The organism is Brevibacillus ruminantium (genome assembly GCF_023746555.1).
Lineage (GTDB): Bacteria > Bacillota > Bacilli > Brevibacillales > Brevibacillaceae > Brevibacillus > Brevibacillus ruminantium.
In genome coordinates, this window is sequence record NZ_CP098755.1 from 3,953,381 (window position 1) to 3,977,468 (window position 24,088).

At 50.3% G+C, this 24,088-nt stretch carries 18 protein-coding genes, 2 pseudogenes and 1 other annotated feature; of the genes and pseudogenes, 2 read left to right on the forward strand and 18 right to left on the reverse strand.

All coding sequences use genetic code 11. The features are described from left to right. Window positions 1–38: 38 nt before the first annotated feature. The 17 genes and pseudogenes from NDK47_RS19610 to tnpB form a co-directional block, all read right to left on the reverse strand. The gene (locus NDK47_RS19610; RefSeq protein WP_251871460.1) at window positions 39–1,262 is read right to left on the reverse strand and encodes an RtcB family protein; all 1,224 of its coding nucleotides are present in this window, start codon (window positions 1,260–1,262) and stop codon (window positions 39–41) included. Window positions 1,263–1,481: 219 nt separating this feature from the next. Further along, on the reverse strand, window positions 1,482–2,429 hold the full coding sequence (locus tag NDK47_RS19615) for a serine hydrolase domain-containing protein (RefSeq protein WP_251871461.1): 948 nt from the start codon (window positions 2,427–2,429) through the stop codon (window positions 1,482–1,484). Between the two features lie 10 nt (window positions 2,430–2,439). Next, a complete protein-coding gene (locus tag NDK47_RS19620) occupies window positions 2,440–2,934 on the reverse strand; it encodes a hypothetical protein (RefSeq protein WP_251871462.1) in 495 nt (164 codons plus the stop codon). Window positions 2,935–2,972: 38 nt separating this feature from the next. Then, window positions 2,973–3,293, reverse strand: coding sequence for a hypothetical protein (locus tag NDK47_RS19625; protein WP_251871463.1), 321 nt, complete (start codon window positions 3,291–3,293; stop codon window positions 2,973–2,975). A gap of 230 nt (window positions 3,294–3,523) precedes the next feature. Beyond that, window positions 3,524–4,828 (reverse strand): globin-coupled sensor protein, encoded by a 1,305-nt coding sequence (locus NDK47_RS19630; RefSeq protein ID WP_251871464.1) that lies wholly within the window; start codon window positions 4,826–4,828, stop codon window positions 3,524–3,526. Between the two features lie 418 nt (window positions 4,829–5,246). Further along, a complete protein-coding gene (locus NDK47_RS19635) occupies window positions 5,247–6,806 on the reverse strand; it encodes a 2-isopropylmalate synthase (RefSeq protein WP_251871465.1) in 1,560 nt (519 codons plus the stop codon). Window positions 6,807–6,900: 94 nt separating this feature from the next. Then, window positions 6,901–7,130: a binding site (T-box leader), on the reverse strand. A 148-nt stretch (window positions 7,131–7,278) separates the two neighbouring features. After that, entirely contained in the window at window positions 7,279–7,509 is a 231-nt protein-coding gene (locus tag NDK47_RS19640; RefSeq protein WP_407653320.1) for a FeoB-associated Cys-rich membrane protein, read from the reverse strand. After that, complete coding sequence (gene feoB, locus NDK47_RS19645; protein WP_251871467.1) at window positions 7,457–9,466, reverse strand: ferrous iron transport protein B; 2,010 nt, start codon at window positions 9,464–9,466, stop codon at window positions 7,457–7,459. The genes NDK47_RS19640 and feoB overlap by 53 nt, the downstream gene beginning before the upstream one ends. Further along, entirely contained in the window at window positions 9,463–9,690 is a 228-nt protein-coding gene (locus NDK47_RS19650) for a FeoA family protein (protein ID WP_251871468.1), read from the reverse strand. Before NDK47_RS19650 ends, feoB begins: the two co-directional genes overlap by 4 nt. Before the next feature lie 212 nt (window positions 9,691–9,902). Beyond that, window positions 9,903–11,726, reverse strand: a complete 1,824-nt coding sequence (gene htpG / locus NDK47_RS19655) for a molecular chaperone HtpG (RefSeq protein ID WP_251871469.1) — start codon at window positions 11,724–11,726, stop codon at window positions 9,903–9,905. A gap of 214 nt (window positions 11,727–11,940) precedes the next feature. Next, on the reverse strand, window positions 11,941–12,321 hold the full coding sequence (locus tag NDK47_RS19660; RefSeq protein WP_251871470.1) for a carboxymuconolactone decarboxylase family protein: 381 nt from the start codon (window positions 12,319–12,321) through the stop codon (window positions 11,941–11,943). A gap of 165 nt (window positions 12,322–12,486) precedes the next feature. After that, window positions 12,487–13,664: pseudogene (locus NDK47_RS27850) on the reverse strand (NAD(P)/FAD-dependent oxidoreductase). A 143-nt stretch (window positions 13,665–13,807) separates the two neighbouring features. Next, window positions 13,808–15,208: an MFS transporter gene (locus NDK47_RS19670; RefSeq protein WP_251871471.1), complete on the reverse strand. Its 1,401-nt coding sequence runs from the start codon at window positions 15,206–15,208 to the stop codon at window positions 13,808–13,810. Between the two features lie 145 nt (window positions 15,209–15,353). Beyond that, window positions 15,354–15,779 carry a MarR family winged helix-turn-helix transcriptional regulator gene (locus tag NDK47_RS19675; RefSeq protein ID WP_251871472.1) on the reverse strand — a complete coding sequence of 142 codons (426 nt, stop codon included), beginning with the start codon at window positions 15,777–15,779 and terminating at the stop codon, window positions 15,354–15,356. A 255-nt stretch (window positions 15,780–16,034) separates the two neighbouring features. Continuing rightward, window positions 16,035–16,496, reverse strand: coding sequence for a DUF1801 domain-containing protein (locus tag NDK47_RS19680; protein WP_251871473.1), 462 nt, complete (start codon window positions 16,494–16,496; stop codon window positions 16,035–16,037). A 102-nt stretch (window positions 16,497–16,598) separates the two neighbouring features. After that, window positions 16,599–18,530, reverse strand: a pseudogene (locus NDK47_RS19685) (penicillin acylase family protein); the annotation flags it as partial. A 98-nt stretch (window positions 18,531–18,628) separates the two neighbouring features. Then, window positions 18,629–19,747: an IS200/IS605 family element RNA-guided endonuclease TnpB gene (gene tnpB / locus NDK47_RS19690; RefSeq protein WP_251871474.1), complete on the reverse strand. Its 1,119-nt coding sequence runs from the start codon at window positions 19,745–19,747 to the stop codon at window positions 18,629–18,631. A 249-nt stretch (window positions 19,748–19,996) separates the two neighbouring features. On the opposite strand from tnpB, the gene NDK47_RS19695 reads away from it, so the two are divergent. After that, complete coding sequence (locus tag NDK47_RS19695; RefSeq protein ID WP_251871475.1) at window positions 19,997–23,107, forward strand: GNAT family N-acetyltransferase; 3,111 nt, start codon at window positions 19,997–19,999, stop codon at window positions 23,105–23,107. Continuing rightward, window positions 23,104–23,961, forward strand: coding sequence for an amidohydrolase family protein (locus NDK47_RS19700; protein ID WP_251871476.1), 858 nt, complete (start codon window positions 23,104–23,106; stop codon window positions 23,959–23,961). Before NDK47_RS19695 ends, NDK47_RS19700 begins: the two co-directional genes overlap by 4 nt. Here NDK47_RS19700 and NDK47_RS27855 read toward each other — a convergent pair. Further along, window positions 23,942–24,070 (reverse strand): hypothetical protein, encoded by a 129-nt coding sequence (locus NDK47_RS27855; protein WP_407653456.1) that lies wholly within the window; start codon window positions 24,068–24,070, stop codon window positions 23,942–23,944. The two genes, NDK47_RS19700 and NDK47_RS27855, sit on opposite strands and share 20 nt — an antisense overlap. Window positions 24,071–24,088: the final 18 nt, after the last annotated feature.

Genomic DNA, 24,088 nt, shown 5'->3' on the forward strand with positions numbered 1-24,088 from the left:
TCAGCGCCCTTTTCTATGAGTGAAACACTCGCTTTTCCCTAATCCTTGTAAGGATCAAATTCATTTTCCCCCGCCATACAGACGCCGATCGGTTTCAAGACATGAAGAATCTCCAGCGTATTCTCATGCGCTTTCAGCACTTCAGACAGCTTTTTGTAAACAAAGGGACTTTCATCTGTGCCGGCTCCGCGCAGCTCGACGCCAAATTCACGGATGGCCTGCTTCATTTGCTCTTTGGTGATCTTGCCGCCACTGCGCTTCCGCGTCTTCCAGTTCATCCGTCCGGCTGCTTCCGTCCGGCTCATGATGCGGCCAGCGCCGTGTACCGTGCTGTAGAAAGCGTCTTTGTTTTCCTGCGAGTCCACGCCTTTCACGATCACAGACCGATCCCCCATGCTCCCGCCAATAAAGCCGAGCTGTCCCGGTGCCGAAGGTGTAGCTCCTTTTCTGACAACGACATACTCTTTCCCCTGATGCTCTTCCTTCCAGGCGAAATTATGATGGTTGTGGACCTCGAAGGTAGCCTCGGCGCCGAGTATGTCCAGCACCTGTTTAATCACAAAGTCGCGGCCAGCATAGGCGTATTTGCCAGCCAGCGTCATTGCATCGAAATACATCTCGCCCAGCTCGCTGTTCAGATCGAACAAGCTCGGCGGCTGGTCCATACTCTCCCCAGGCGCTTTGTCGGAAAATTTCCGGCCACTGGCCAGATTCAGAAAGCCGCTGGCCGTCTTGTGTCCGAAGCCTCGGCTGCCAAAATGATTGGCCACCCATACCATTCCTGTCGTTTCTTCCACAAAAAGATCGACGAAATGATTGCCGCTGCCCACAGTACCCAGCTGGCTTTTTGCCAGAGCTTTCAAGGAGTCATGCTCGTGTTTGCCAAACTGCTGATAGATATACCACGCGTCGTCCTCAAACAATTCATGCTCTACCCTCTCTTTGTTAACCCGACCGATGCCAAAGGAAATCTGCTTCGCAATCTGATCCATGATCGCAGAGATTTTGTCCTTAATCTCATCGTAATGGAGATTGGTCCGCACTGCTTTGTTGCCGCAGGCGATGTCATACCCGACACCGGAGGGAGAGATTTGTCCGTCGTAGACAACCACTCCTCCCACGGGCTGAGAGTATCCTTTATGATGATCGGCCATCAGCAAAACCTGGACGACATTGCCGTGCCGTGAGCAGGTTACCGCCTGGGATACGGCATTTTCCAGCGGCGTTCCCCAGACTCTTATACTGTCAATCGTTTGATACATGGTTCTCTTCTCCTTTTCTTTCTTGCCACACACTTTCCCTTTCGAAAACATAAAGCCGCCCATGGGCTGGCGGATTCAGCTTTGGTCCCAGGAATCCCCGCCTTAATAGTTCTTTGCGCATATACATCATCAGCGCCGCGTGTCCGACGATCAGAATCACCTCTTCTCCCTGGCCCAAGATTTCGTCTAACACGCGAGCGATTCTAGTCGAACCACATTTCATGAATGTAGGAATTGCCGAAAGAGCTGCAAAGGCCGCAATGGCTGGTCGTAAAGCTGACTGGTGAATGTCGCCACCCAACCTTCCTCCGGTACCACGATGATAAATTGTCCGCCATACCCCAGCGCAAAGTAGGTGAAGGGGTGCTGCAACGTCTTGTTTTCATCCGTCAGCATCCACCAATGATATCCGTAGGCTCCGATCTGCTTATAGGTAAGATAGCGCGGAGCGGTGGATGCGCTGACCCATCCTGCCGGCAGAATCTGCCTCTCCTTCCACACGCCGTTTTGCTTCATAAGCAGGCCAAGCTTCAGCATGTCCTGGGCTTTGAGCGACAGACCAAAACCGCCGATGACGATGCCTTTGGCGTCAGCGTGCCAGGTAAACTCCTCGATCCCCAGCGGGCAAAACAAGTGCTGCGCCGCGTAACTCGCGAGATTTTTGCCCGTGGCATTCTGCATGATCGCACTCAGCAGATGGGAACAGCCGGAACTGTAATACATTTGTGTGCCAGGAGGTTCCACCCGCTCCCGCTCAAGCACAAAACGAACCCAATCCTTGCTGTTGATCATCGGAAAGGGACGCCCTCCCCACGCGCCGAACTCCGGCCAGTCAAAGCCGGGTGTCATCGTAAGAAGATGCTCCAGCGTGATTCCTTGCAGCCGCTCCCCCCACTTTGGAAAGTACACAGAGATCGGGACATCGATCCCCGCAAGCTCCCCGCGACCGATCGCAATGCTCACCAGCATGGAGAGAACACTTTTGGAAACCGAATTGATCTTATGCTGCTTTTCGATCATCTTTTTGTTCTTGTAGTACTGGAAAACGGGCGTCTGTCCCCGGGCGATCAGACAGGTATCAATCTTTTCCTTTTTTAGCCGTTGTTCAAGCGCATCGAAATCAAATGCCCCGGAACGTCTTTCGGTCGGTCCTGTACAATCTGTCATGGCAGCCTCCTCACTCTTTCTGAACCGTCATCAGGTTGCCGATGGAAGCCTCCGAAACCGACCTCTGCCCCTCTTTCGAACTCCAGCTAACCGTGACATAGGAAGACCGAAAGATGCTGCGGATTGATTCCTGATCCAGTCCCGTGGCATCAAAAATGACTGATTGCTCGTGGATGGCATATGCCTCGCTGCCGATATTATTTTGCTGAAAAGCACTGCCGGCAATGACCCTCGTTTGATCATATCGGTTGACGATCGCAGACAAATCGGGAATCTCCAGCTTTCTGTCCACGGCGCTTTTGGAATCGTCCAGGCGCAAGTTGACCTCCAGCTTTCGAAAGTCTCTCTGCTCCGCAGCTTGCGCTTTGACAGCCGCAAGCTCTGATTGGGTTGGGGTGCTGAGGAGGACCTGAATCGTTACCTTCGGCCTTTCTTTGCCCCAGCCAAATGTGAACATCATGAGTACGGCAATGGCCCAAAGGGCGATAATCAGCTTTTTCCTCATCCGTTTCTCCCCCTTTTTGCAGTCCGTCCTCACCTCTCCTAATCCCGTTGCTCACTTTTCTGGATAAATACCTCCAGGCTTCGAAAGATAAAGAGCAGCAGTTCGCAAATCAGCTTCCAGAAAAATACGGCCACGACGTAAAACAGAGCCCCGATCAGAATTCCCAGGAAGTAATTTTCCGTCCTCATCGGCATGTACTGGGTGCCTGTAAAGGTTTCTGACGTGTAGGAAAACATGAGCGAAGTAAGCTGGACAACCTCGATCGTATACCAAAAAATCGGCAGGATGCCGATGAGAAACAGCCAGCGGATTGTCTGCTTTGCCGTCCATTCCCCAAACGTAAAAAAGCTTCGAAACATGGCGCTCACCGCACTTTCTTGGAATATTCGCAGTAGGCAGTATAATACCATTTTTTTCTCGTTTTACCAAACAGGGATTCTCAACAACACCCAAATATTCCCAATAACCCCATTTTGAGATAAAAAAGTTTTAGGCCTGTTCATACAGCATTCAATAAGAAGACGATACACAAGGTAAACAAAAAACGCCTCCTCCTGTTTTCAGGCGAAGACGTTCTTCATGCAACATTTCACAGATCAATCGCTGTTTGATTGAGGACTTCCGCTGTTGTCGCAACACGATGCATGGCGCTGCCAATATTCTCAATCGCCTGTACAAGCGCTTTCATATCTCTTTCTACGAAAACGATCTGATTGAGGCTGCCTTCCATCGATTCCACGATCTCATGAAACTTGGCACCGGTTTGCACGGACCGCTTTTCCCCTGATTCTACCAGTTGTTGCACTTGGATAATCGAATGGACGACCATGGCGGTCAGCTCCGTCGATTTTACAATCAGTCCGCGAATTTGGTCGACGGATTGCCTGGACTGCTCGGCCAGCTTGCGCACTTCCGCCGCTACGACTGCGAAGCCGCGTCCCTGCTCACCCGCTCGCGCCGCTTCAATCGCCGCATTGAGGGCCAGCAGATTGGTTCGGTCCGCGATTTGCTGAACCAGTGCCACGATCTGCTGAATTTCATGGGAAGACTGGTTTAACTGGTCGATTACGACGTGAATCTCCGAGGTACTGCGGTGAATTTGAGAGATTTGCCACGTCAGCTCCTCGACTGTCTCCTTCCCCTGGCTGGCGTTCAGCTCGGTGTGTCGCGCTTTTTCCAAGCTGAATTCAATCGACTTGTTTACCTCTACAGAGCTGGCCACCACCTGATGGATCGAAGCACTGGTCTCTTCGGTCAAGGCCGCAAGCTCAGCACTGACATCAGAGATTTTGGCTCGCACCTCATCCTTGACCCGCTGGTACTGCTGCTCCGTTTGGCGAGTATTTTCCTTTTCATACTCTTCCAGCACAAGCTGTTGTTCCAGGTTCAGCATTTTGGCAATCGCTTTGCCCACTTTCATGCTCTCCTCTTTGGTAGCCAAATGCTGTTCCATCAGGCTCAGCAGCGTATGCTGCACATTTTGGAAAGCGGCTATGTACCATTTCGGCTCCAGACCGATTCTGACATGCATACGAGCGACCATCAACCGTTTCCGAACCCAGCTTTCATCGATCTGACCGTCAAACATCTCGACCAAATGCCTTTGCAGGGTTTTTCTCAATTGGTCGACGGTACTGAATCGCTCAATCATATCTTTTAGATGCGGCACTTGCAAAACCGCCTGATAAAAGGAAGCAACAAGCTGCTCGCTATGCGCTTCGACCAGTGGCTTCAACGAGCGTATCAGGGCTACATCCTCTTTGGTCAAATCAATCATTTTCATCTGAGCGGAAAGCTCCGGAAAATCCTGGACAGAAATCGTACCAACAAAATCCCGCAACGCGTGAAGATCGATCGCCTCTGCATTTCTCTTTCCGTGAAACAAGCGAAACATGCCAATTCCCCCAAACCGCATTTATCATCATCATGAGGTTGATTCTCTTTGTTGACATTGGACGGATCTCTACTTCTTTCTCTTCCAGGCACAAAAAAAGACCAGAATGAACTGGTTTGGTCGCGGTACATTGGTCGCGGTACAGCACTCGTCCACCTCACGTCCAAGCACCCTACCGAGCTTGAGGAATCAGTGGATCAAAAGTTCCTTTCCCCCAAAATGAAAGAGGCTTCTGAACTATATTCTATCATATCCTTTCCAAGAATAATTTGACAATTTTATTTCAACCGGGGATATCGACGGGGAGAAGAAAAGAGTAAGAAAAACCCTTGAATTCCCAAGGGTTTTCATCGCGGTAATAGCCATGGATACCTGATCGTTCTTTTACAATCAGGAGTTGCTCAGACGATTCTTTCCTTCACGGAGTCGACTCTGCCGGAACAGGGCTGTCGATGGAAGCTTCCAGTATCGCAGCATTGATTGCATTCAAGAAGGCAAGTGCACTCGCTTTGATAATATCCGTATCCATCGCCCGGCCCGAGTAGGTCTTGCCTTGATAATCGATGCGGATATTGACACGGCCGATCGCTTCTTTGCCCCGTGACAGACTGTTGATTTTGTAATCCTTCAACTGTACATCCAGCCCGACCAGTGATTTGATCGCGCCATACAGGGCATCAATGGGGCCGTCGCCTACGGAGCTGTCTTTATAGATTTCCGTGCCCTTCTTCAATTTGACTGTGGCAGTGGGATAGAGATCATTGGTCACCACCTGGAAAGAGGCCAGCTCATACAGATGGCTGCTGCTCGTATCATGGGCGCGATGATTGGTCACCAGGTAAAAGACATCGTGATCATATACTTCTTTTTTGCTGTCAGCCAGGGTAAGGAATTTCTGGAACAGGCGCTCAAAATCTTCTGTATCGCCGATCGCAAAGCCCATTTTCTCGACCGCATTCTTGAAGGCGTGACGACCGGAACGAGCCGTCAGGATCAGCTCCATGCTTTCTCCGCCGACTTCTTCCGGCGACATGATTTCATACACCTGTTTATCCTTCAAGAGACCGTCCTGATGGATGCCGGAGGAATGGGCAAAGGCATTATCTCCCGTAATGGCCTTGTTTACCTGCACATCCAATCCCGTCAGATAGGTAAGCAGTTTGGAGGTTTTGAGCAGTTCCGTCGTTTTGATTTGGGTCTGGCAGCCGTAAAAATTCTCTCTCACTTTGAGTGCCATCACCACTTCTTCCAACGACGTGTTGCCTGCCCGTTCGCCCAGACCATTAATCGTGCACTCCACTTTTTCCGCACCATTTTTAATGGCACTCAGGGTATTGGCCGTTGCCAGCCCGAGGTCATTGTGGCAGTGAACGCTGAGAATCACGCGGTCGTCCAAATTTTTCAGGCGTTCATTCAGCTTGCGGATCAGCTCGCCAAACTCCTCGGGAACGGCATACCCAACCGTATCCGGCACATTAATGATGGTAGCCCCGGCTTTGACCACGGCCTCAATGGTTTTCCACAGGTATTCAAAATCAGATCGCGAAGCGTCTTCGGTCGAGTACTGCACCTGCGGCAGCAAGGTTTTGGCATACTTGACTGCTTCCACGCCCATTTCCAGGACCGCGTCCTTGGAGCGGCTGAATTTCTTTTCCACGTGGATGTTCGAGGTTCCCAGCACGATATGGATAAACGGATTTTGCGCGAGCTTGATGCTATGGTATACGGCGTCGATATCGCTTTTCACCGCCCTCGCCAGCGCAGTGATGGACACGGAGTCCCCTACACTGCGGGCAATTTCCTGGACAGCTTGAAAATCGCCTTCAGACGAGGCGGGAAAACCGGCTTCGATCATATCTACCTGCAGGCGCTTCAGCTGCTGAGCGAATTCTACTTTTTGCTGAACATTCAGCTTGGCTCCCGGCACCTGTTCTCCGTCACGCAGCGTTGTGTCCAATACGATAATGTTGCGGTTCATCTCTCTTCCTCCTCAGTAAACTTCAGTTTCTCTATATATCAAGCGGGGGTGGCTAAACCCGGACTTTAGCCAACAAAAAAACCCCGTCTCTACGTATAGAGACGAGGTTAACCCCGCGGTACCACTCTACTTCATTTCAACAGAAATGAGCTCATTCGATGGCCATCACCATCTATCCTTGTAACGGTGGAATTCCGGCTTACCCTACATTGTCAGGCAGCAGTTCATAGACGAGTTCAAAATGAATGATGCTGCCGTTTTCCACCAACCAACGGCTCTCTGAAAGCTCATGTCATTTCTACTATTTCTAATCGGTACAGTTGAAATGTGAAATTACTGGGTATTATAGGGCATCTGAACGGTACTGTCAATAGACCAGCAGAATTTTATGAGCGTTCGTGCCTGCTTCATTCAACGGGGTTCAAACCACACACCACCAAACCCCATGCGGGCAAATGAATGACCATGCGTGCTATGGCCGTGGGAAAGGCTCTGAACAGGAGGACGAACAACTCTTGTTGAGAGAGCAACCTGCACATTTTCCCATTTTGCTTCTTTTGACAAAACGGAAAAGCGTAAAAGCCGCGTAGGCAAAAATCAGAACACCGATCAAAATGCTGATGAACATGTTCGATTCCTTCCTTCTGTTATTAGTGGAATCCGATAAGGCGGCCACCTTGATAAATGAGAAATGAAAGGACATAAGCAATCACAAGCGCATAAATCACGGAGAACCATGTCCATTTTGCGGAATTCGTTTCTTTTTTGATTGCAGCCACCGTTGCCAAGCATGGAACATACAGCAAGATAAAGACCAAGAAGCTGTAGGCGGAAAGCGGTGAGAAGAAATTGGCGACAACCCCTTGCAACGTGTCCAAGTCAGGGGCAACGTAAATAATATTCATCGTGGAAACCACGACTTCTTTTGCCAGGAAACCGGTAATCAGCGCCGCACCCGCTTGCCAGTTGCCAAATCCGATCGGTGCCAGAAGAGGCGCCAGCGTGCCGCCAATCATCGCGAGGAAGCTTTCATCCATCGGTACATCCAATCCGCCTGGTCCCGCATAGGTAAGCAGCCAGATCACGACCGATCCTCCGAAAATAAACGTACCGGCTTTGCGCACAAACCCTTTCCCTTTTTCCCACGTGCTTTGCAAAAGTGTCTTGAGCTGTGGAATTCGGTAAGGCGGCAACTCAATGACAAAAAACGAACTGTCTTGTTTTAAGAGAGTCGAGGAAAAGACCTTCGCCAGTGTCAACGCAACCACAATCCCTAACAGATAGAGAGAGAGCACGATCAATGCCTGATTTTGTTTAAAAAACGCTCCCACAAACAAGCTGTATACGGTGAGCCGGGCTGAACAGGACATAAGCGGCGATAAAATAATCGTGAGAAGCCGCTCCTTGGGCTGCTCAATCGTTCTTGCCGCCATAATGCCGGGCACATTGCAGCCAAACCCGATAATCATGGGAATAAACGCTTTTCCGTTAAGTCCGATGCTCTCCATGATTTTGTCCATGACCATAGCCACCCGGGCCATATAGCCAGAATCCTCGATAAACGAGATCAAAAAGAACAAGATAAAAATTTGCGGCACAAAAACGATAACGCCGCCAACCCCTGCGACAATCCCTTGTAAAACCAATGCCTCAATAAATGGAGTCACACCTGCTGCATCCAGCCATCCCTGAAGGGTAGCGGTAAGCGGACCGGTAATAAATTCGTCCAACCCATCGGACAATGGGGTTCCAAGCCAATCAAAGGTCAGCTTGAAGATGAGATACGCGAATAAGAGAAACAGCGGGAGTCCCAGCACTTTATTCGTCACGATACTATCGATCCGGTCTGTGAGCGTGTACTCCATTTTTTTCGTGTCGACGACACAACTGGCCAAGAGCGACTGAATGTATTCGCCCCGTATCGTGCGAATATGGTGAGCGAGTGATTTGGAATCTGTTTCTAATTCGATTCTTCTTTCCGCTTTTTCCACCTGTTCCGTTACTGTCGACTCGGGGACATACTGGAGAAACATTTCACGTACCATCTGATTTCCTTCCAAAAGTTGAACAGCCAACCATCTGCTCGGCGGAAACTGCTCATTTTCTGGAAACAAAGCAGCTAGCTCCTGAATGGCTTCTTCTATGATGGGTCCATAGTCGATCACAAGAGACGCCGGTTGATCCAGCGATGATGAAAGCCGATTTACCAATTCGTCGCATCCTGTGCCTGTTCTTGCGACAATGGGAACCACCGGGCAGCCGAGACGCTCGGCCAAAAGTTGGTGATCAATCTGAATCCCTCTTGCTCTCGCCACATCGATCATGTTTAAAGCAATGGCAAACGGCTTTCCATACTCCAAAAGCTGCACACTTAAATACAGGTTTCGCTCTAATTGAGAAGCATCGACAATGTTAAGTATGAGTGATATATCATCATGCAAGAGCGAATACGTTGCTACCCCTTCGTCTTTGGATAATGGATTGAGGGAATAGACGCCTGGCAAGTCCACCAGATTTCCGGCCTGGTTCTTTAAGACGCCCACTTTCTTTTCGACAGTAACCCCAGTCCAGTTGCCTACGTATTCATAGGAGCCGGTAAGTCTGTTGAACAATGATGTTTTCCCCGTATTCGGGTTACCTGCCAGTGCAATGGTTCTCATACGCATTCCACCTGGATCAGCTTCGCATCGCCACGGCGGATTCCGATCAGTTGACCTTTTGCCTCAATCGCAATCGGCCCTCCCAGCGGCAAAATACGCTTTATCCTCACAAGAGAGCCTTCCATAATCCCCAAATCTAACAGCCGACGCTGGACAAGTCCATTTTTGCAGTTCGTATGGGTGATCCGTACTTGCTCTCCTTCTTGCAGATCCGTTAAAACCATAGGATACACCTCAATATAAAGATGATAATGATTATCAGTTACATTCTCGATTATAGGGCCGAAAATCTCATTTGTAAATCATTTTTTTCGAGTGTCGTGACGTCCCGTCTCCCCCTGACTTTAGACACTGGTTCAACAAAAAAACGCTTGGCGGACCAAGCGTTTTCGCTGTTTTATTCGATTGCGGGGAAGATCGATTCTGGAAGCTGTCGTCATACCATAATTTTGCAAATGTCGTTGGTAAATTCGACCGGATCTTGCAGCGGCAGTCCTTCGATCAAAAGCGCCTGATTGTAGAGCAGTGCCGTATACAAATCCAGTTTTCCCTGATCATGCTCATAGGCATTCTTTAATGACTGAAACACGTCATGCTGGATATTGATCTCCAGTACCTTATTTGCCTTTACATTGGGGTTATTCGGCATGGCGCTGAGGATTTTTTCCATCTCTATCGTGACTTCCCCTTCGGTCGAGAGGCAAACGGGATGGGATTTCAATCTCTTGGAGGCCTTCACCTTGGTGACCTTGCCCGCCAACAGATTGCTCATGTAGGCAAACAGCTCCTGGTGCTCGCTGTTCTCGGCATCGGCATCGCTTTGGTTTTCCTCCCCTTCGATGCCCAGATCACTGCTTGAAACCGATTTGAATTCCTTCTCTTTATAGCTTTGCAGCATTTTGATGGCAAACTCGTCGATATCTTCGGTGAAGTACAGAATTTCATAGCCCTTTTCCGCGACCAGCTCTGTCTGCGGGAGCTTTTCAATTCTCTCAATCGATTCCCCGGAAGCGTAGTAGATGTACTTCTGCTCCTCCGGCATCCCCGCCACATATTCCTCCAGCGTAACCAGCTTTTTCTCTTTGGAGGAGTAGAACATCAGCAAATCCTGGAGAGCATCCTTGTGGCTCCCGAAATCGCTGTAAACCCCGTATTTCAGCTGTCGTCCAAAGGATTTGTAAAACTGCTCGTACTTTTCTCTTTCCTGCTGCAGCATGCTTTTCAGTTGGCTTTTGATTTTGCTGGCGATATTCTTCGCGATCAGCTTCAGCTGACGGTCGTGCTGCAGCATCTCCCTGGAAATATTGAGTGAGAGACTCTCCGAATCTACCATCCCTTTGACAAAGCTGAAATAGTCAGGGAGCAGTTCTCCGCATTTATTCATGATCAATACGCCGCTGGAATACAGCTCCAAACCTTTCTCATATTCCCGGGAGTAATAGTCGAAAGGAATGCTCTCCGGGATATAAAGAATGGCCTGATAGCTGACAGCTCCATCCGCGCTGATATGGATGTGCTTGAGCGGCTTGTCGAAGCCGTAATGTTTTTCCGTATAGAAATTCTCGTAATCTTCGGGAGTCAGCTCGTTTTTGTTCTTTTTCCAGATCGGAACCATGCTGTTGATCTGCTCATCATCCATTTTGATCGGATAGCGGATAAAATCGGAGTACTTTTTAATGATCGAACGCAGGCGATAGTCGTCCAAAAATTCGTCAAAGCTCTCCTCTTCCGTATTTTCCTTGATCTTCAGGATGATGTCCGTGCCTACCGTATCTTTCTCACAAGGCTCGATGGTATACCCGTCCGCACCGGAGGACTCCCATTTGTACGCGCCCTCACTGTTCAAGGCCTTGCTGATCACGGTAACGACATCGGCCACCATGAACGCCGAATAAAACCCGACGCCGAATTGCCCGATGATGGTATGATCGTCTTTGGTTTCGTTCTCCTTTTTAAAAGCCAGCGATCCGCTTTTTGCGATCACTCCCAGATGATTTTCCAGCTCTTCCTTCGTCATCCCAATCCCGGTATCGCTGATGGTGAGCGTTCTGTTCTGCTGGTCGGCCGTGATTTTGATCGCGTAGCTGTCCTTGTCAAAGACCAGGTTGTCATCCGTCAATGCCTTGTAATAGATTTTATCAATCGCATCACTGGCATTGGAGATCAGCTCACGGAGAAAAATTTCCTTTTGCGTATAAATGGAATTGATCATCATTTCCAAAAGCCGCTTGGATTCTGCCTGAAACTGCTTCTTTTCCATCAATAATTCTCTCCTTCCGCATGGTTTGCGCCATCCTGCTGGATGACGGCTGTCTACCTTTCTCTGTTAGCACTCGAAGCCTCCGAGTGCCATCCCATCTTCTATATAGCAGGACTCTCATTTTATGTCAATATCGTTTCACTGATAGCCTTTACGGATCGTGTCTCATTCATGAGCAAAAAACACGCCTGCGTTGGCGTGTTTTCCGGGGCGGTCAGCAAAAACATTTCGGCTCGTCGTCGGTTTTTCGTTCGTCTGGGGATTCTGCTGCTTCTTCATAGGAGTTCAGGGCATTCAATCCATGACTGAGAATTGCGCCGGAACGGGTGGAGGCTGCTACGAGTAGAGCCTCTACGATTTCTTCCATGCTGCCGCCCAGCGCTTTGAATTTTTTGACGTGAACATCAATGCAATATGGGCAACCTGTGACATGCGCAACCGTCAATGCGAGCAGCTCTTTGGTTTTTTGCGGCAGTACATTTGCCTTTTCATACACCTGCCGTTCAAAGTGGAAATAGGCTTTCGCAGCTTCAGGGCTCATTTTCATCAAATCCGGAATCCGCTGCAGATTTGCAGGGGAGTAGTAGGGCTTCATTCTTTTCATCTCCTTCTAAAATGATGGGCAGATCAACTGCCGTTATGTTCAGTGTAGAAGATGAACAGGAAGCCATCTGGTAACTTTGTCACTTTACCTCATCAGCCGGTTCGCCGGGTGTGCCGGGATCACACCCTCTCCTTCTCTGCGTAGGAGTGAATCTCCCTATCGGAGCAGACTGGCGGAATCCCAAACGTATTTTTTGAGATTCCATGCCAATTTCCCGGTGATGATAAAATCAAGCCCCCACTTTCGCGACCATACCAAGCCCTGTTCCGGACCTAAACCGATGCAAAAGGAATCCATGACGCCTTTATGGGCAGGGGCCACTCTGCCCTCCCAATCAGCCAATACGATTTTCCCCAGTCTCTTGGCTTGCATGATTCCTTCCTTGCAGGTCATCCGATCCGCTTTGCCGGTGGATGGGTCAACGATTTTTGCACAATCCCCGATGCTGTATACGAACTCCATTCCGCTGACCCGGTAACAGGAGTCGACCAGAACCTGGCCTGCAGGTGAAAGCGGCAAGCCCATCTGGCTCAACATCGGATTTGCCGACAATCCCAGGGTCCAAACGCATAAACCCGCCGGCAATGTCCCACCGTCCTCCAGAAAAAGCTGCCCGTCACGCTCCTGCAACGCCTTTCGCTGATGAAGGACGGTTACACCGTTTTCCGCAAGCAATTGTTCAAGCTTTTGTCCCACTTTGGCTGGCCCTTCCTGGAAAAGCCGCTCACGTGCATTCACCAGATAAACCGTAACGGCATCCGCGTTCATTCCCAGCGCTTCTGCTTGCTGCCGCATCTGGCAAGCAAGCTCTGCTGAGGTCTCGATCCCGCTGATGCCCGCCCCACTACCGCGACGGTCAGCAGCCGCTCCCGCTCCTGTGCATCCGTCTCACGGGCAGCGATTCGCAGGTTTTTGTTCCACCGCTTTCGAATTCTCACAGCGGCTTCCTTATCCGTAAGCGCAATCCCGCCCTGATCGCGATGGGGCTGCCGGACGACACTCCCTGCAGCGACAACCAGCATATCGTAATCCATGCGGCATTCATCTCCTGCCTCATCTACATAGAGGAGAAATTTTTCTCCGCTTTCCACGGACCGTACCATTCCTTGAACAAAACGAATGCCATCTGGCAGAATCCTGCCCCAGGGTACTGTGATATCTTCGGCTTCGACGGCCGGTTTGAACAGCAAAACCTTGCGCACATGATAGGGCTGTTTATCGATCAGCGTGACCTGAATACGTCGTCCATGTTTTTGCGATTCTTGCGATATAGCCTGGGCGGCGTAAATCCCCGCATGTCCTCCACCCACTACGACACATGTCAAATCCTTCATCGTATCCCTCTCCCAGCTTTTTCATTTGCACATATAACGATGAGAGGCTTTGTTTTGTGACGTTGCCGTTTGCGGACTTTTTCCTGATCGTATCTGCTAATCATACGAGTCTAACGGTTGACTGTGGCCGGAGGAATAACGGTTCACCATTTTTCGGCTTTTGTCGCTGACTGAACGATACTCTCCCTTCCTCGCAAGCGTGTCGCCGCGATCAAACTGGTCACAACGATCAAGGCTTGCAAAGCGAGCGCAAGAAAAATCCCGAGGCCAAGCGAAAGCTTTAACGTTTCCATCATGGCAATCATCGCCCCGCCGATTCCGATGCCAACTGCAGGTGTAAACGTGTCTGCAACCGTAAGCGTGGAAGAGACTTTCCCTCCCTCTCCGTCCTGGACGTGGGAAAAGGCGATCGCCCCACTGGTCGGATGAGCTAGGCCAATACCGAACCCCATCACGATTTGGCTTACGATTGCATTGATGAACGCGAAGCCCTCAGAGGTGATAAAACCCTGAGGGACTGTGGCCGACACACCGAGCAGCATGCAGGTGAGCCCCAGCAGTACGCGCTTGCGGCGGCCCGTTCCCTGATCTTTTTTGTCAAGCCGGGCCTGAAGGTTGGCGGCCAGCGACCAACTGATTGCAGCCGAAGCAACCGCAAAGCCAGCCGTATCCGCCGAGAAGCCAGTCAGCGCGGTAAGAGCCAAAACCAGATAGGTCTGGGTGCCAAAATAGGCGGCGACGAAAAGACCGCGAGATGCGATCGTTGCAGGGAGCCCTTCCCGGGCCAAAAGAGTTCCCTCAGGGAGCAGCTTTTTCAAAGGGAACACGAGCAGAACCAACCCTGCCAGAGAAAGAATAAAGCCATATAGGGATGGAATTTTTCCTAGCCCCGTAATCAAAATTCCCGTCCCGGCCGCTAACAGCAAGGATGGCAGAAACCCCTTTTTTGGGTCCGAACCCTGACTGGCGCGAAGCCCGCGAAAAGCAGGAGTGGTAAGCAAGGCAGACATAAAAATGAACGGCAGGATGCACCAGAATACATATCGCCAGGATAGATGCTCGGCGATTAACCCGGCAATATAGGGCCCGACCAAGCCCGGAAGAATATACGCACTAGAAAACACGGCCAGAATCTGGGGGCGAAGCGAATCGTCGAAACGGATGGTTATTGCCGTATAAACACAGTTGATCAAAGCTCCGGCACCGTACCCCTGCAATATCCGTCCCAAAATCAGGACCAGCATGCCGGGAGCGAGCGCCGCGATCAGGATGCCGATCGCAAAAACAGAAATACTGACGATAAATGGCTTCGCAGGGCCAATCCGATCCACCCATTGCCCCGTGATGACGGTCCCCACGAGCTGTGCCAGCAGATACGCGCTGAATACCCAGCCGTATAAATGCCCACCATGCAATTCTTGAGAAAGACCGGGGGCAATTGTTGTCACTGCCAACCCTTCAAAAGCGACAGCTGTGACGACGAAAATAATGCCAAGCGTCACTCCGCGAAAATCTGATCCCCAAATACTCTTTGGTTGTTCCATACAAAATCATCCCTCCTTTTTTCCTGTGGACCACGGCTTACGCGTTGGAGCACTGCGGTTTCAGTTACATCAATAAATAGTTGCTTTGATAACTGTTGCTACAGCAACTATTATACATAGAAATCGAGCGGCTGCAAGCCCCTCCTTATAGATCCTTGACATTATCATAGATTTTGTTGAGAAGGTAACGAAACTGGTTGACCTCCTCTTCGCTCAGCCCCTTTACCGTTTGGCGGTACGCCTCGATCGAGACGGGGAGAACCTCATCTTTTAGCTTTTTTCCATGATCCGTCAAAAATACTTGCAAAGAACGCCTGTCCTTTTTGTCCGTCACACGGTAGATGAAGCCTCTCTCCTCCATTGTGAATAGCATGCGGGCGATATTGGTTTTATCCTTATACGTCCGCTCGGCCAGTTCATTTTGCGTGATCCCTTCCCTCTCCCAAAGCACCACCAAAATCATCCATTGGTCAATGGTAATTTTGAAGGGGTTCACAACCTTTTGGTAATAGTTGTGCAGCTTCAAATCCGTACGTTTCACAATGACGCCTATATATTCATGAAGTTGCATGTCAACACCCCCGGCATATCCCACCATAGCTGTAACAACTGTAATATGGAGCAAGCCCCTTGTCAAATAAGTGGCTGATCCCAAAGTGGGGACGGATCTTTTAAATGGAGAGGATCAAGCCCGGACTCTTTTATTACGGGATTGGGGTCAGAGCAGGGCCCTGGCCTATTATCAACCAGAGACAGATCTTTATTTTACCGGAACAGTGAAGCAATTTACCGGACACGCTTGCGGCTGCGGGCATCATGAAGAAGATTATTCAATGGTACTTTCATAAGAACGCGTTACTTCAATCCATTTCTTGACCACTTCAGCCAGCTTTTCTTTTTTCGCAATTACATCGTTCCTATCCGTGAATGTTACGGTAGCTCTATCACGTGATACCCAGTTCAATAACCCGGTAGTATCTTCAAAAATGGGGTCTTTTCCTTCGTTGTTTTTCACCTTGGCACCGCAATGAAAAACAAGCATGAAATATTCTTTGCCACGGAGATTAAAGGTTATCCGATCTTCATCCTGATAACAGAAGCTTGGTGCGTTCCATTTGATGTGTTCGGTTATTTCATCGTTTGACTCAAGTATGATATTTCGAACCTCCTCTATCTCCATTTTTTGGGGATGTTCGAGGCTGTCAAAGTATGCTTCCACTTGTTCGGGGCCAGACAGTTTCTTCGTTTTCTTATCAGTGGTTTCGTTTTTTTTCTTACTGTAGCTCATTTTGGATAACCTCCTTGACAACGTTTTGGTGAAATTTTTTCATTGACAGCCGACATTCGGCCACTTCATGGCGATTCCCCTCTCCTATCGGTTTCCAAGCCATTATTTCGGTACGAGCGTCAAAATATGACCATGATTCCGGGAGTCAACAATCGACGTCGTATGGTAGGTCCCCTCCACCCATGCAGGAAACTGATCACGGTACCAAGGGCTTTTCACATGCCCCGACTGTCCGGGCCCGACAACATGATACGCCTTCGTCAGATCACCGGTATCGACCACAAATCGCCAGGAAGCTCCGTGGTTGATGAGGCCCGTCCTTTTGTTGTAGCCTGCAGCCTGTACAGTGACGGCGCTTCCCCCTGCCGGGATCGGATTCGCCCAGTTAAAGAGATAGTTCAGTCCTGTCACACTGGATAGCGGATGAAGGAATGACATTTGGTGCGCCTCCCCCCATTTCCAGTCCTGGGGCTTCTTCCCCCACTCGGTTTCGATCTCCAGGATGGCGTTCTGGAGGGAGGCATGCAGTACTTTGGACAGCCCGCCTTTTTCCTGCATCCAAGGCCCTGGTTTGCTTGCGTGGGCTCTGCGGATCAGATCGTCGATGATTTGCCCCCTTCCCTCAAACAAAGCTCTCATGCTGTCCGGTATCTGATCCTCGAAAAGGACATTGCTTACCTGTTGCATCCACCTGTGAAACACGAGCGGCGCAGCCAAATCTTTGTCATCGACAAAATTCCAGTTTTCCAGAGCGGTGAGAACTTCTTTTTCTGTGTCGGTGAGCGCCTCTTGTTTTATCTGCTCCAAAAAGATCGGCACAAACTCCTTGGCTTGCAGGTTGACCTGATCCATTTGCAGCTGTTTCATGTCTTCGACGGTCAGCTTCTCCTTTTCCTTGAGCACTTCCTGGATTCTCATCTGCCGATACGGCTGAGCCCAGACATTGCTGATGTGGTAAGGGTAGCTGTCATCTGTGACTTTGTAATTGGCACTGGAGATGAATCCTTGCTTCGGATTGACGATCTTGGGAAGCTGATCAAACGGGATGTATCCCGTCCATTCGTATTCGTCTGTCCACCCTGGAACAGGAACCAGACCGTTGCCCTTTTTAGGGATTGGTATCTTTCCGTTCGCCTTGTAGGCGATCGTTCCATCCTGAGAGGCGAATACAAAATTTTGCGTAGGCGTATGGAAGTCTTCCAGAGCCTGTTCAAACTCGTTCCAGTTTTTCGCTATATTCAGACGCAGCACAGCCTCCAGTTCTCTGGATGGCTCCAGCGCTGTCCACCTCAGCGAGAAGACCGTATCTTCGCCGCTTTCCTCGGCAAATTCGGAAATGATCGGTCCGTGTCTTGTTACGGTGACTTGATACGGTATGGTTTCCTTGCCTTTCACTTGTATCGGTTCATCGATGATCTGAGCATCCTCCCATTTATCCATATAAAGAAACTGATTGGGCTGGTTCGGATTTCTTTTTTCGATATACAAATCCTGTACATCGGGTCCGGTATTCGTCACGCCCCAGGCGATGGATTCGTTATGCCCCAGGATAATGCCCGGAATTCCCGCAAAAATAACGCCGCTCACATTTACCGATGGACTGTTCAAATGAGTCTGGTACCAAATCGATGGCGTAGCCAAGGAGAGATGGGGATCATCTGCCAACAGCGGTTTGCCCGACGCGCTTTTGTCTCCGCTTACCACCCAGTTATTGCTCCCGTTGAACGCAGGGGGAATGATCGCTTTGGCCAGGCTTTTTTCGACATCTACCTTTCCTTCCCCTTGTGGAGGGATGATCAAAGGACCTCCTTTTTCATCCTGCGGGAACAGATCATAGGCTTTCTCTTCCGGAAACTGGTTCAGGAGATAGTAGCGAAAGGCTTGCCCTTCCCAATGCCCGCCCAGATCATACGCCATGTATTTGCCGATGGTCAGGGAATCGAGCGGCGTCCACTCCTTTGGTTCATAGCCCAGCAGCGCAAACTCGATGGGCAGAGCCCCCTTCGCTTTGGCTTCGCTCTTGAACGCTCCCACCACTTAGCTTTTACTCGCGTTCGCTTGAAGTGGGGGATTCTTGGGTAATGACTTCTACCGAAGCCAAATGTACCAAGCGATCCCTGTGCGACCCACAGTTAAGTTAGGATGATCCCTAACAATCGAAGTCCTTCTTGCTCAATATTCTTACTTGCATTAATATCGCGATCATGGACGGTTCCACACGATGGACATTCCCATTCACGTAGATTGAGATTCTTTACCTCTTTATGTCGATATCCACAAGAGGGATGGGAACATAGCTGACTGGATGGGAACCGTTTGTCTACGATGCTGATGATTCTACCGTACCATTTCGCCTTGTATTCAACCATGGTACGAAAGGCAGCCCATGAGGCATCTGCGATTGATTTTGCCAGCTTGTGATTTTTGGCCATGTTTTCCACCTGCAAGTCCTCCATACAGATCACTTGGTTTTCGCGAATCAGTCTGGCAGAGAGCTTGTGGAGAAAGTCGTTGCGTGTGTTGGATATTTTTTCATGTAAGTGAGCAACTTTGATCCGTGCTTTTTCCCGGTTTTTCCCTCCTTTCTTTCTACGAGAAAGGATTCGTTGCCATCTGGCTAGTTGCTTCTCATACTTTCGATCGTTCTTTGGATTCGCTATTTTTTCTCCAGTGGAAAGCGTAGCAAAATCCTTGATCCCAAGATCAACGCCTACCGTTTGTTCTCCTTGTTCGAATGGTTTGATGGCCACTTCACAGAGAATGGAAACAAAGTACTTCCCGGATGGTTTGCGTCTGATGGTAGCAGACAAGATCCGTCCCTCTATTTCTCTTGACTTGACACATTTCACAAGTCCCAGTCTCGGAAGTTTCACATGATGACCGACCATTCCTATATTTCCATTGGTGTACTTCGTTGTGTAGGATTGCACAAGATTCTTCTTACTTTTGAATCTGGGCCGATCATTTTGTCCCTTGAAAAACCGCGCGAAGCTGTCTCCCAAATTCTTTACAGTCGTTTGAATGGCAATGGAATCTGCTTCTTTTAGCCATCCATACATGGTTTTGAGAGCAGGAAGTTGTGAGGAGCAACGACGATACGTTAGTCCTTTCCCTGTTTCCTGATACGATTGATTCCACTTGTCGAGGAAATGATTGAACACAAACCGGCAGCATCCAATCGTTTTGTTGATGAGCGTGGCCTGTTCTGGTGTTGGATATAGACGGAATTGAAACGCTTTGTATTGTTCCATGGAGTTTCACCCCCTTTAAGAACACTTGTTCTTAGTCTAGTTTACCATGTAATTCCAAAGAAGTCGACCATTCATCTCCCACTTATAGAAGGTAGGAGTCTTCTGGTCAAATAATGATAAACCTTGGGGGTCAAGCGGATGCTGATCATTCCTGATAGAGAAAGCTGCCTTCTCGAAACCAAACCCGATTTTCAAACGTATTTTCTTGTAAGAGACAAAATTTGACATAGGAATCGAGGTGCAGCAAAGATGGAAACCATCTCTATCGTCCCCTACCGCCCTGAACTGGCCGCAGCAGTTGCTGATATGTGGAACGACAGCCGGGATAGCTGGGGAGGCGGAAATTCGATCACAACAGCCGAACAGATCCGACAGGAGGAAGCAAGCTCTGATGCGCTCGCTGTCTACCTGGCAATCGACGGTGATATAGTTGTGGGCTACTGCAGCCTGGCAGAATACCGAGAGGACACGGGTGCTCTCTACATCCCGCTGCTCAATGTACGACCGGCTTATCATGGAAAAAAAGTGGGCCGCATGCTGCTTGCCCGCGTACTGGAGCAAACGATTCAGCTTGGCTGGCCGCGTATCGATCTCTATACCTGGTCGGGAAACACCAAGGCTGTACCGCTGTATAAGAAATTCGGCTTTTTCTGGGAGGACCGGGACGATACCACACATTTGATGAACATGATTCCCACGGTCTTGCGTACAGAGGCGATTGCCCACTATTTTGAAGAGCTTGACTGGTACCGGGACTCCACACGAGAGATTGTGGTTGAGCCGGACGGACGGAAAGAGAATGGCTTTGACTACTTCACCTATTCGTGGGCAAAAGGGGAAAAGAGCTTGCGCGTGGAGTTTGAACGGCTCGGCCGCGGCATGCGCCTGATCGAGACCGAAGACTATCTGCTGTCTGCCGAGGTAGAAAAGCTGGAGCTGGTCTTTGGCCGGGAGTACCAGATTCACTACCGGGTCGTCAACAAATCCGGCAAGCCGCTACAGCTTTCCTTGAAGGGGGAGCCCAACGAAACGATCCGTTTTGATTATCAGCAGGAGCTGGAGGTTACGGGAGAAACGACGCTGTCCGCCCGCTTTTTTGTCGAGCCGATTACAGAAGAGCAGAGCGTGTGGCGTACGCACCCTCGCGTCAGCACTCACATCCTCATTAACGGCAAGAGCGCTCTGTTTCAGGTGGGGATTCTCCCCAAATTTCCGGCTTCCTTTTCCCTGCATGTGCCCGGCCTTTCCTATCCCGGACAGACAGTGCGATTTTATCTGGATGTAGAGAACAACTTTGCCGAAGAGGCCGAGTTTTCATTTACACTCCCTTCGTGTTCATTTCTACGCATAGGCGAGCAGCCTCACATTTTGCAGCTGCCCGGCAAAGAACGCACCTCGCTTCCGCTCACTGCCGAACTCTTTGCGCACGGGTTTTATGGAGGAGACGTGCAGGTAGAGGCCAAACTGCAAGACGGCTCCTCTGTCTCCTTTGTCAAAAAGCTCGGTGCCGCCTTTACCGGACTGGGGGCCATGCTGGAGGGAGAAACGGAGCAAGCCTGGCAGGTTCATCACGGTCGATACCGGCTCTGCTTGAACAAGGAAGATAACGAGTTGATCGTGGCCAGCCTGACAGATGGCGAGCTCACCTTTCTGAGATATCCCAAGCTCGGCAAACCGTACTCCAGCGAATTTTCCAAAAAGCGTGCCGAGTGGGTTGAATTTATTCGGGAACAGGGAGCAATCGGGATTCGCGCCACCTATCACTCCAGTACGTACCCGCATATCGCGCTGACTGGACAGACGCTGCTGTTCGGAGACGGTACGGTGGAGCATAGTCTGGAGCTGGAAAACCTCTCGGCTGACAACATGACCGCTGAGCTCTGGCTAAACCAAGGCTATTCCCATGAATTTCAGCGCCCGATCCTGCCGTATCAAGGCCGCTATGTCGAAACGCCAGCCTCGTACGGCAGTGATATGGATTACTGGGATGCTGAGCTGATCAGCGAAAACTGGCTGTTTTCCAGAGATGAAGCGGCTCCCTGGGGGATGTGCTGGCCCGAAGAATACCGCCTGGATTTTCAAGGCTGGTATATCACGCTGGAAGCAGGTATCGGCAAGCTGGACCCGCACGGCAAAAAAACGTTTGGTCCGGTTACCCTCACCCACGGAAGCTTTACCAACTGGAAGGAGTTTCGTGCGTTTGCCAAAAAAGAAGCATTGCCAGCGGACCTGTCCCTGACGTCTCATCTGGAGCTGATCGCCAACGGGAATAACCCGTTTGTGGGTAGTCAGGAAATCGCCGTGCACGTGAAAGAGCACAAGCAGCAGTATCTGGATGGAGAATTGTCTGCGGCGCTGAAGAGCGACGCTGCTGCAGGTCAAACCCGACACTTTGCAGAAGACGAGGAAGAGACAGCATCCACCTTCTCCTTTGTCACCCCGCGTCAAGCATATGATCTGGTTCAGGTAGACGGTCGTTTTGCCACACATGAGACGCACTTGCGCAGCGCCCTTTTCCCGATCGGACAAGCTCAGATTGCAATGGAACAAATCGAGGAACAAGGCCAGCAGGTTTTTATCGCCGACAACGGCCTTTTGCGGATCAAAGCCGCTCCAGATTTTGCACCGTCGCTCTACTCGCTCACCAGCAATGGACAGGAGTGGCTGGCCAGCTCTTTTCCTGTGCGGCAGCCCAAATCCTGGTGGAATCCGTGGACAGGGGGGATTGGCAACCTTGTCGCTGAACTGAGCGCGTTTTCACTGATCAAGGAAGAGCGGACGGCCTCCTTTGTCCAACTGGCAGATAACCGACAAAATGTCTGGCAGGGCATCAAGCTGAGCTACCAGGTTAAAAAGCAGGAGAAGTATCGCGGTCTGACGTGTCATCAGTATTACTTGTTGCTTCCGGGGGTACCTGTTCTTTGTCACACCGTAGAGATTGAGCAGAATACCGGAACGTATTTTGCCGACAAAAGCTGGTCGACTGATATCTTTTTGCAAACGGAGGATGCGGGCGAGAAGGTTTGGCTGAAAACCGTTGGAATGTCTGGCGAGGAGCGAATCTACAAGCTGGCGCAGGGAGAGTTGTCCGTCTTTGAGGCTTCGGATTACACAGTAGGGTCAGCCAACCGGAAGAATCAGATGCAGATCGTCACGGACCTGGATACTGCCGAGCTGCAAGCCTACTCCAACAAGGAAGTTGCTGTCGCCTCCATCGTGCGCGAACTGAATCTGCCTGACAATACCGCCACCTTTCTCCCGCCTGCTTTTTTCCTCTTTACAGACAAGACGATTCCGTCTGATGCCTTGTCTGCGTTGCGAGCCATACGATTTGCCGATCAAGGGAGGGTTTCCGAATGAAAATCATCGATGCGCACATGCATTTATCCCGGATTGAGGAGTTCAAGCGGACAGCGGCGGAAAAGTCTTTTGTCGATTACTCGGTCACTGGTATCTTAGAGGAATATGCAGAAAATGGAGTCGTGCTGGGAATCGGCATGGGGTTGACCGAGACCAAGCCGTTCGGCTTTCCCGATGCGGAGGCTGTCACGCCGATGGGACTGGATCTGACAGATGGGCTTCCCCCGAAGCTCGTCTATTGTCTGGGAGTCAATCCGTACAAGCTGGATCAAGCCGCGGTGGCGAGATTGGAAGAAGACCTGAAAAAGCCCAACGTCGTCGGGTTGAAAATCTATCTGGGCTACTATCCCTTCTATGCCTACGACAGCGTCTATGATCCGGTCTATGAGCTGGCTGCCACATACCAGGTTCCGGTTGTCTTCCACAGCGGTGATACGTATTCGGAGCGAGGGCTGTTAAAGTATTCCCATCCGCTTACGCTGGACGAAGTGGCAGTAAAACATCGGGATGTGAACTTCATGATGGCCCATTTCGGCGATCCGTGGGTACTGGACGGGGCGGAGGTGGTGTATAAAAACCGCAATATGTTTGCCGACCTCTCCGGCTTGATCGTAGGAGACGCAGATAATTGTCAGCGGATGAAGGACTCCCCGCTCGTTTTCGCCCATCTGCGCCAAGCGCTTGCCTATTGCGATCACTACGACAAATTCTTGTTTGGTACGGATTGGCCGCTTGCTCCCGTGAAGCCGTATATCCAGTTCGTGCAGGAGCTGATCCCTGCAGAGTTTCACGAGGATGTCTTTTACAAGACGGCGTTAAAGGTATTTCCGAGGGTCAAATCATTCGTTGAATAGATACGAAGCCAACCCGGTCCTGCTGTTTTTGCACGGCAGGCCCGGATCGGCGGCGCTCATACTCCTCGATACTTATCACAACCATGTCCCCCGTACCATTCTTGGTGATAAATACAGGTTCCCGTTC

Bases quoted from the DNA above. Each gene is read 5' to 3' on its own strand.
- NDK47_RS19625 (WP_251871463.1), bottom strand. From the start codon at position 3,293: ATGTTTCGAAGCTTTTTTACGTTTGGGGAATGGACGGCAAAGCAGACA.
- NDK47_RS19620 (WP_251871462.1), bottom strand. From the start codon at position 2,934: ATGAGGAAAAAGCTGATTATCGCCCTTTGGGCCATTGCCGTACTCATG.
- NDK47_RS19610 (WP_251871460.1), bottom strand. From the start codon at position 1,262: ATGTATCAAACGATTGACAGTATAAGAGTCTGGGGAACGCCGCTGGAA.
- NDK47_RS19660 (WP_251871470.1), bottom strand. From the start codon at position 12,321: ATGAAGCCCTACTACTCCCCTGCAAATCTGCAGCGGATTCCGGATTTG.
- NDK47_RS19670 (WP_251871471.1), bottom strand. From the start codon at position 15,208: ATGGAACAACCAAAGAGTATTTGGGGATCAGATTTTCGCGGAGTGACG.
- NDK47_RS19615 (WP_251871461.1), bottom strand. From the start codon at position 2,429: ATGACAGATTGTACAGGACCGACCGAAAGACGTTCCGGGGCATTTGAT.
- NDK47_RS19640 (WP_407653320.1), bottom strand. From the start codon at position 7,509: ATGTCCTTTCATTTCTCATTTATCAAGGTGGCCGCCTTATCGGATTCC.
- NDK47_RS19650 (WP_251871468.1), bottom strand. From the start codon at position 9,690: ATGGTTTTAACGGATCTGCAAGAAGGAGAGCAAGTACGGATCACCCAT.
- tnpB (WP_251871474.1), bottom strand. From the start codon at position 19,747: ATGGAACAATACAAAGCGTTTCAATTCCGTCTATATCCAACACCAGAA.
- NDK47_RS19680 (WP_251871473.1), bottom strand. From the start codon at position 16,496: ATGAGCTACAGTAAGAAAAAAAACGAAACCACTGATAAGAAAACGAAG.
- NDK47_RS19695 (WP_251871475.1), top strand. From the start codon at position 19,997: ATGGAAACCATCTCTATCGTCCCCTACCGCCCTGAACTGGCCGCAGCA.
- NDK47_RS19700 (WP_251871476.1), top strand. From the start codon at position 23,104: ATGAAAATCATCGATGCGCACATGCATTTATCCCGGATTGAGGAGTTC.
- htpG (WP_251871469.1), bottom strand. From the start codon at position 11,726: ATGGAAAAGAAGCAGTTTCAGGCAGAATCCAAGCGGCTTTTGGAAATG.
- NDK47_RS19630 (WP_251871464.1), bottom strand. From the start codon at position 4,828: ATGTTTCGCTTGTTTCACGGAAAGAGAAATGCAGAGGCGATCGATCTT.
- NDK47_RS19635 (WP_251871465.1), bottom strand. From the start codon at position 6,806: ATGAACCGCAACATTATCGTATTGGACACAACGCTGCGTGACGGAGAA.
- feoB (WP_251871467.1), bottom strand. From the start codon at position 9,466: ATGAGAACCATTGCACTGGCAGGTAACCCGAATACGGGGAAAACATCA.
- NDK47_RS19675 (WP_251871472.1), bottom strand. From the start codon at position 15,779: ATGCAACTTCATGAATATATAGGCGTCATTGTGAAACGTACGGATTTG.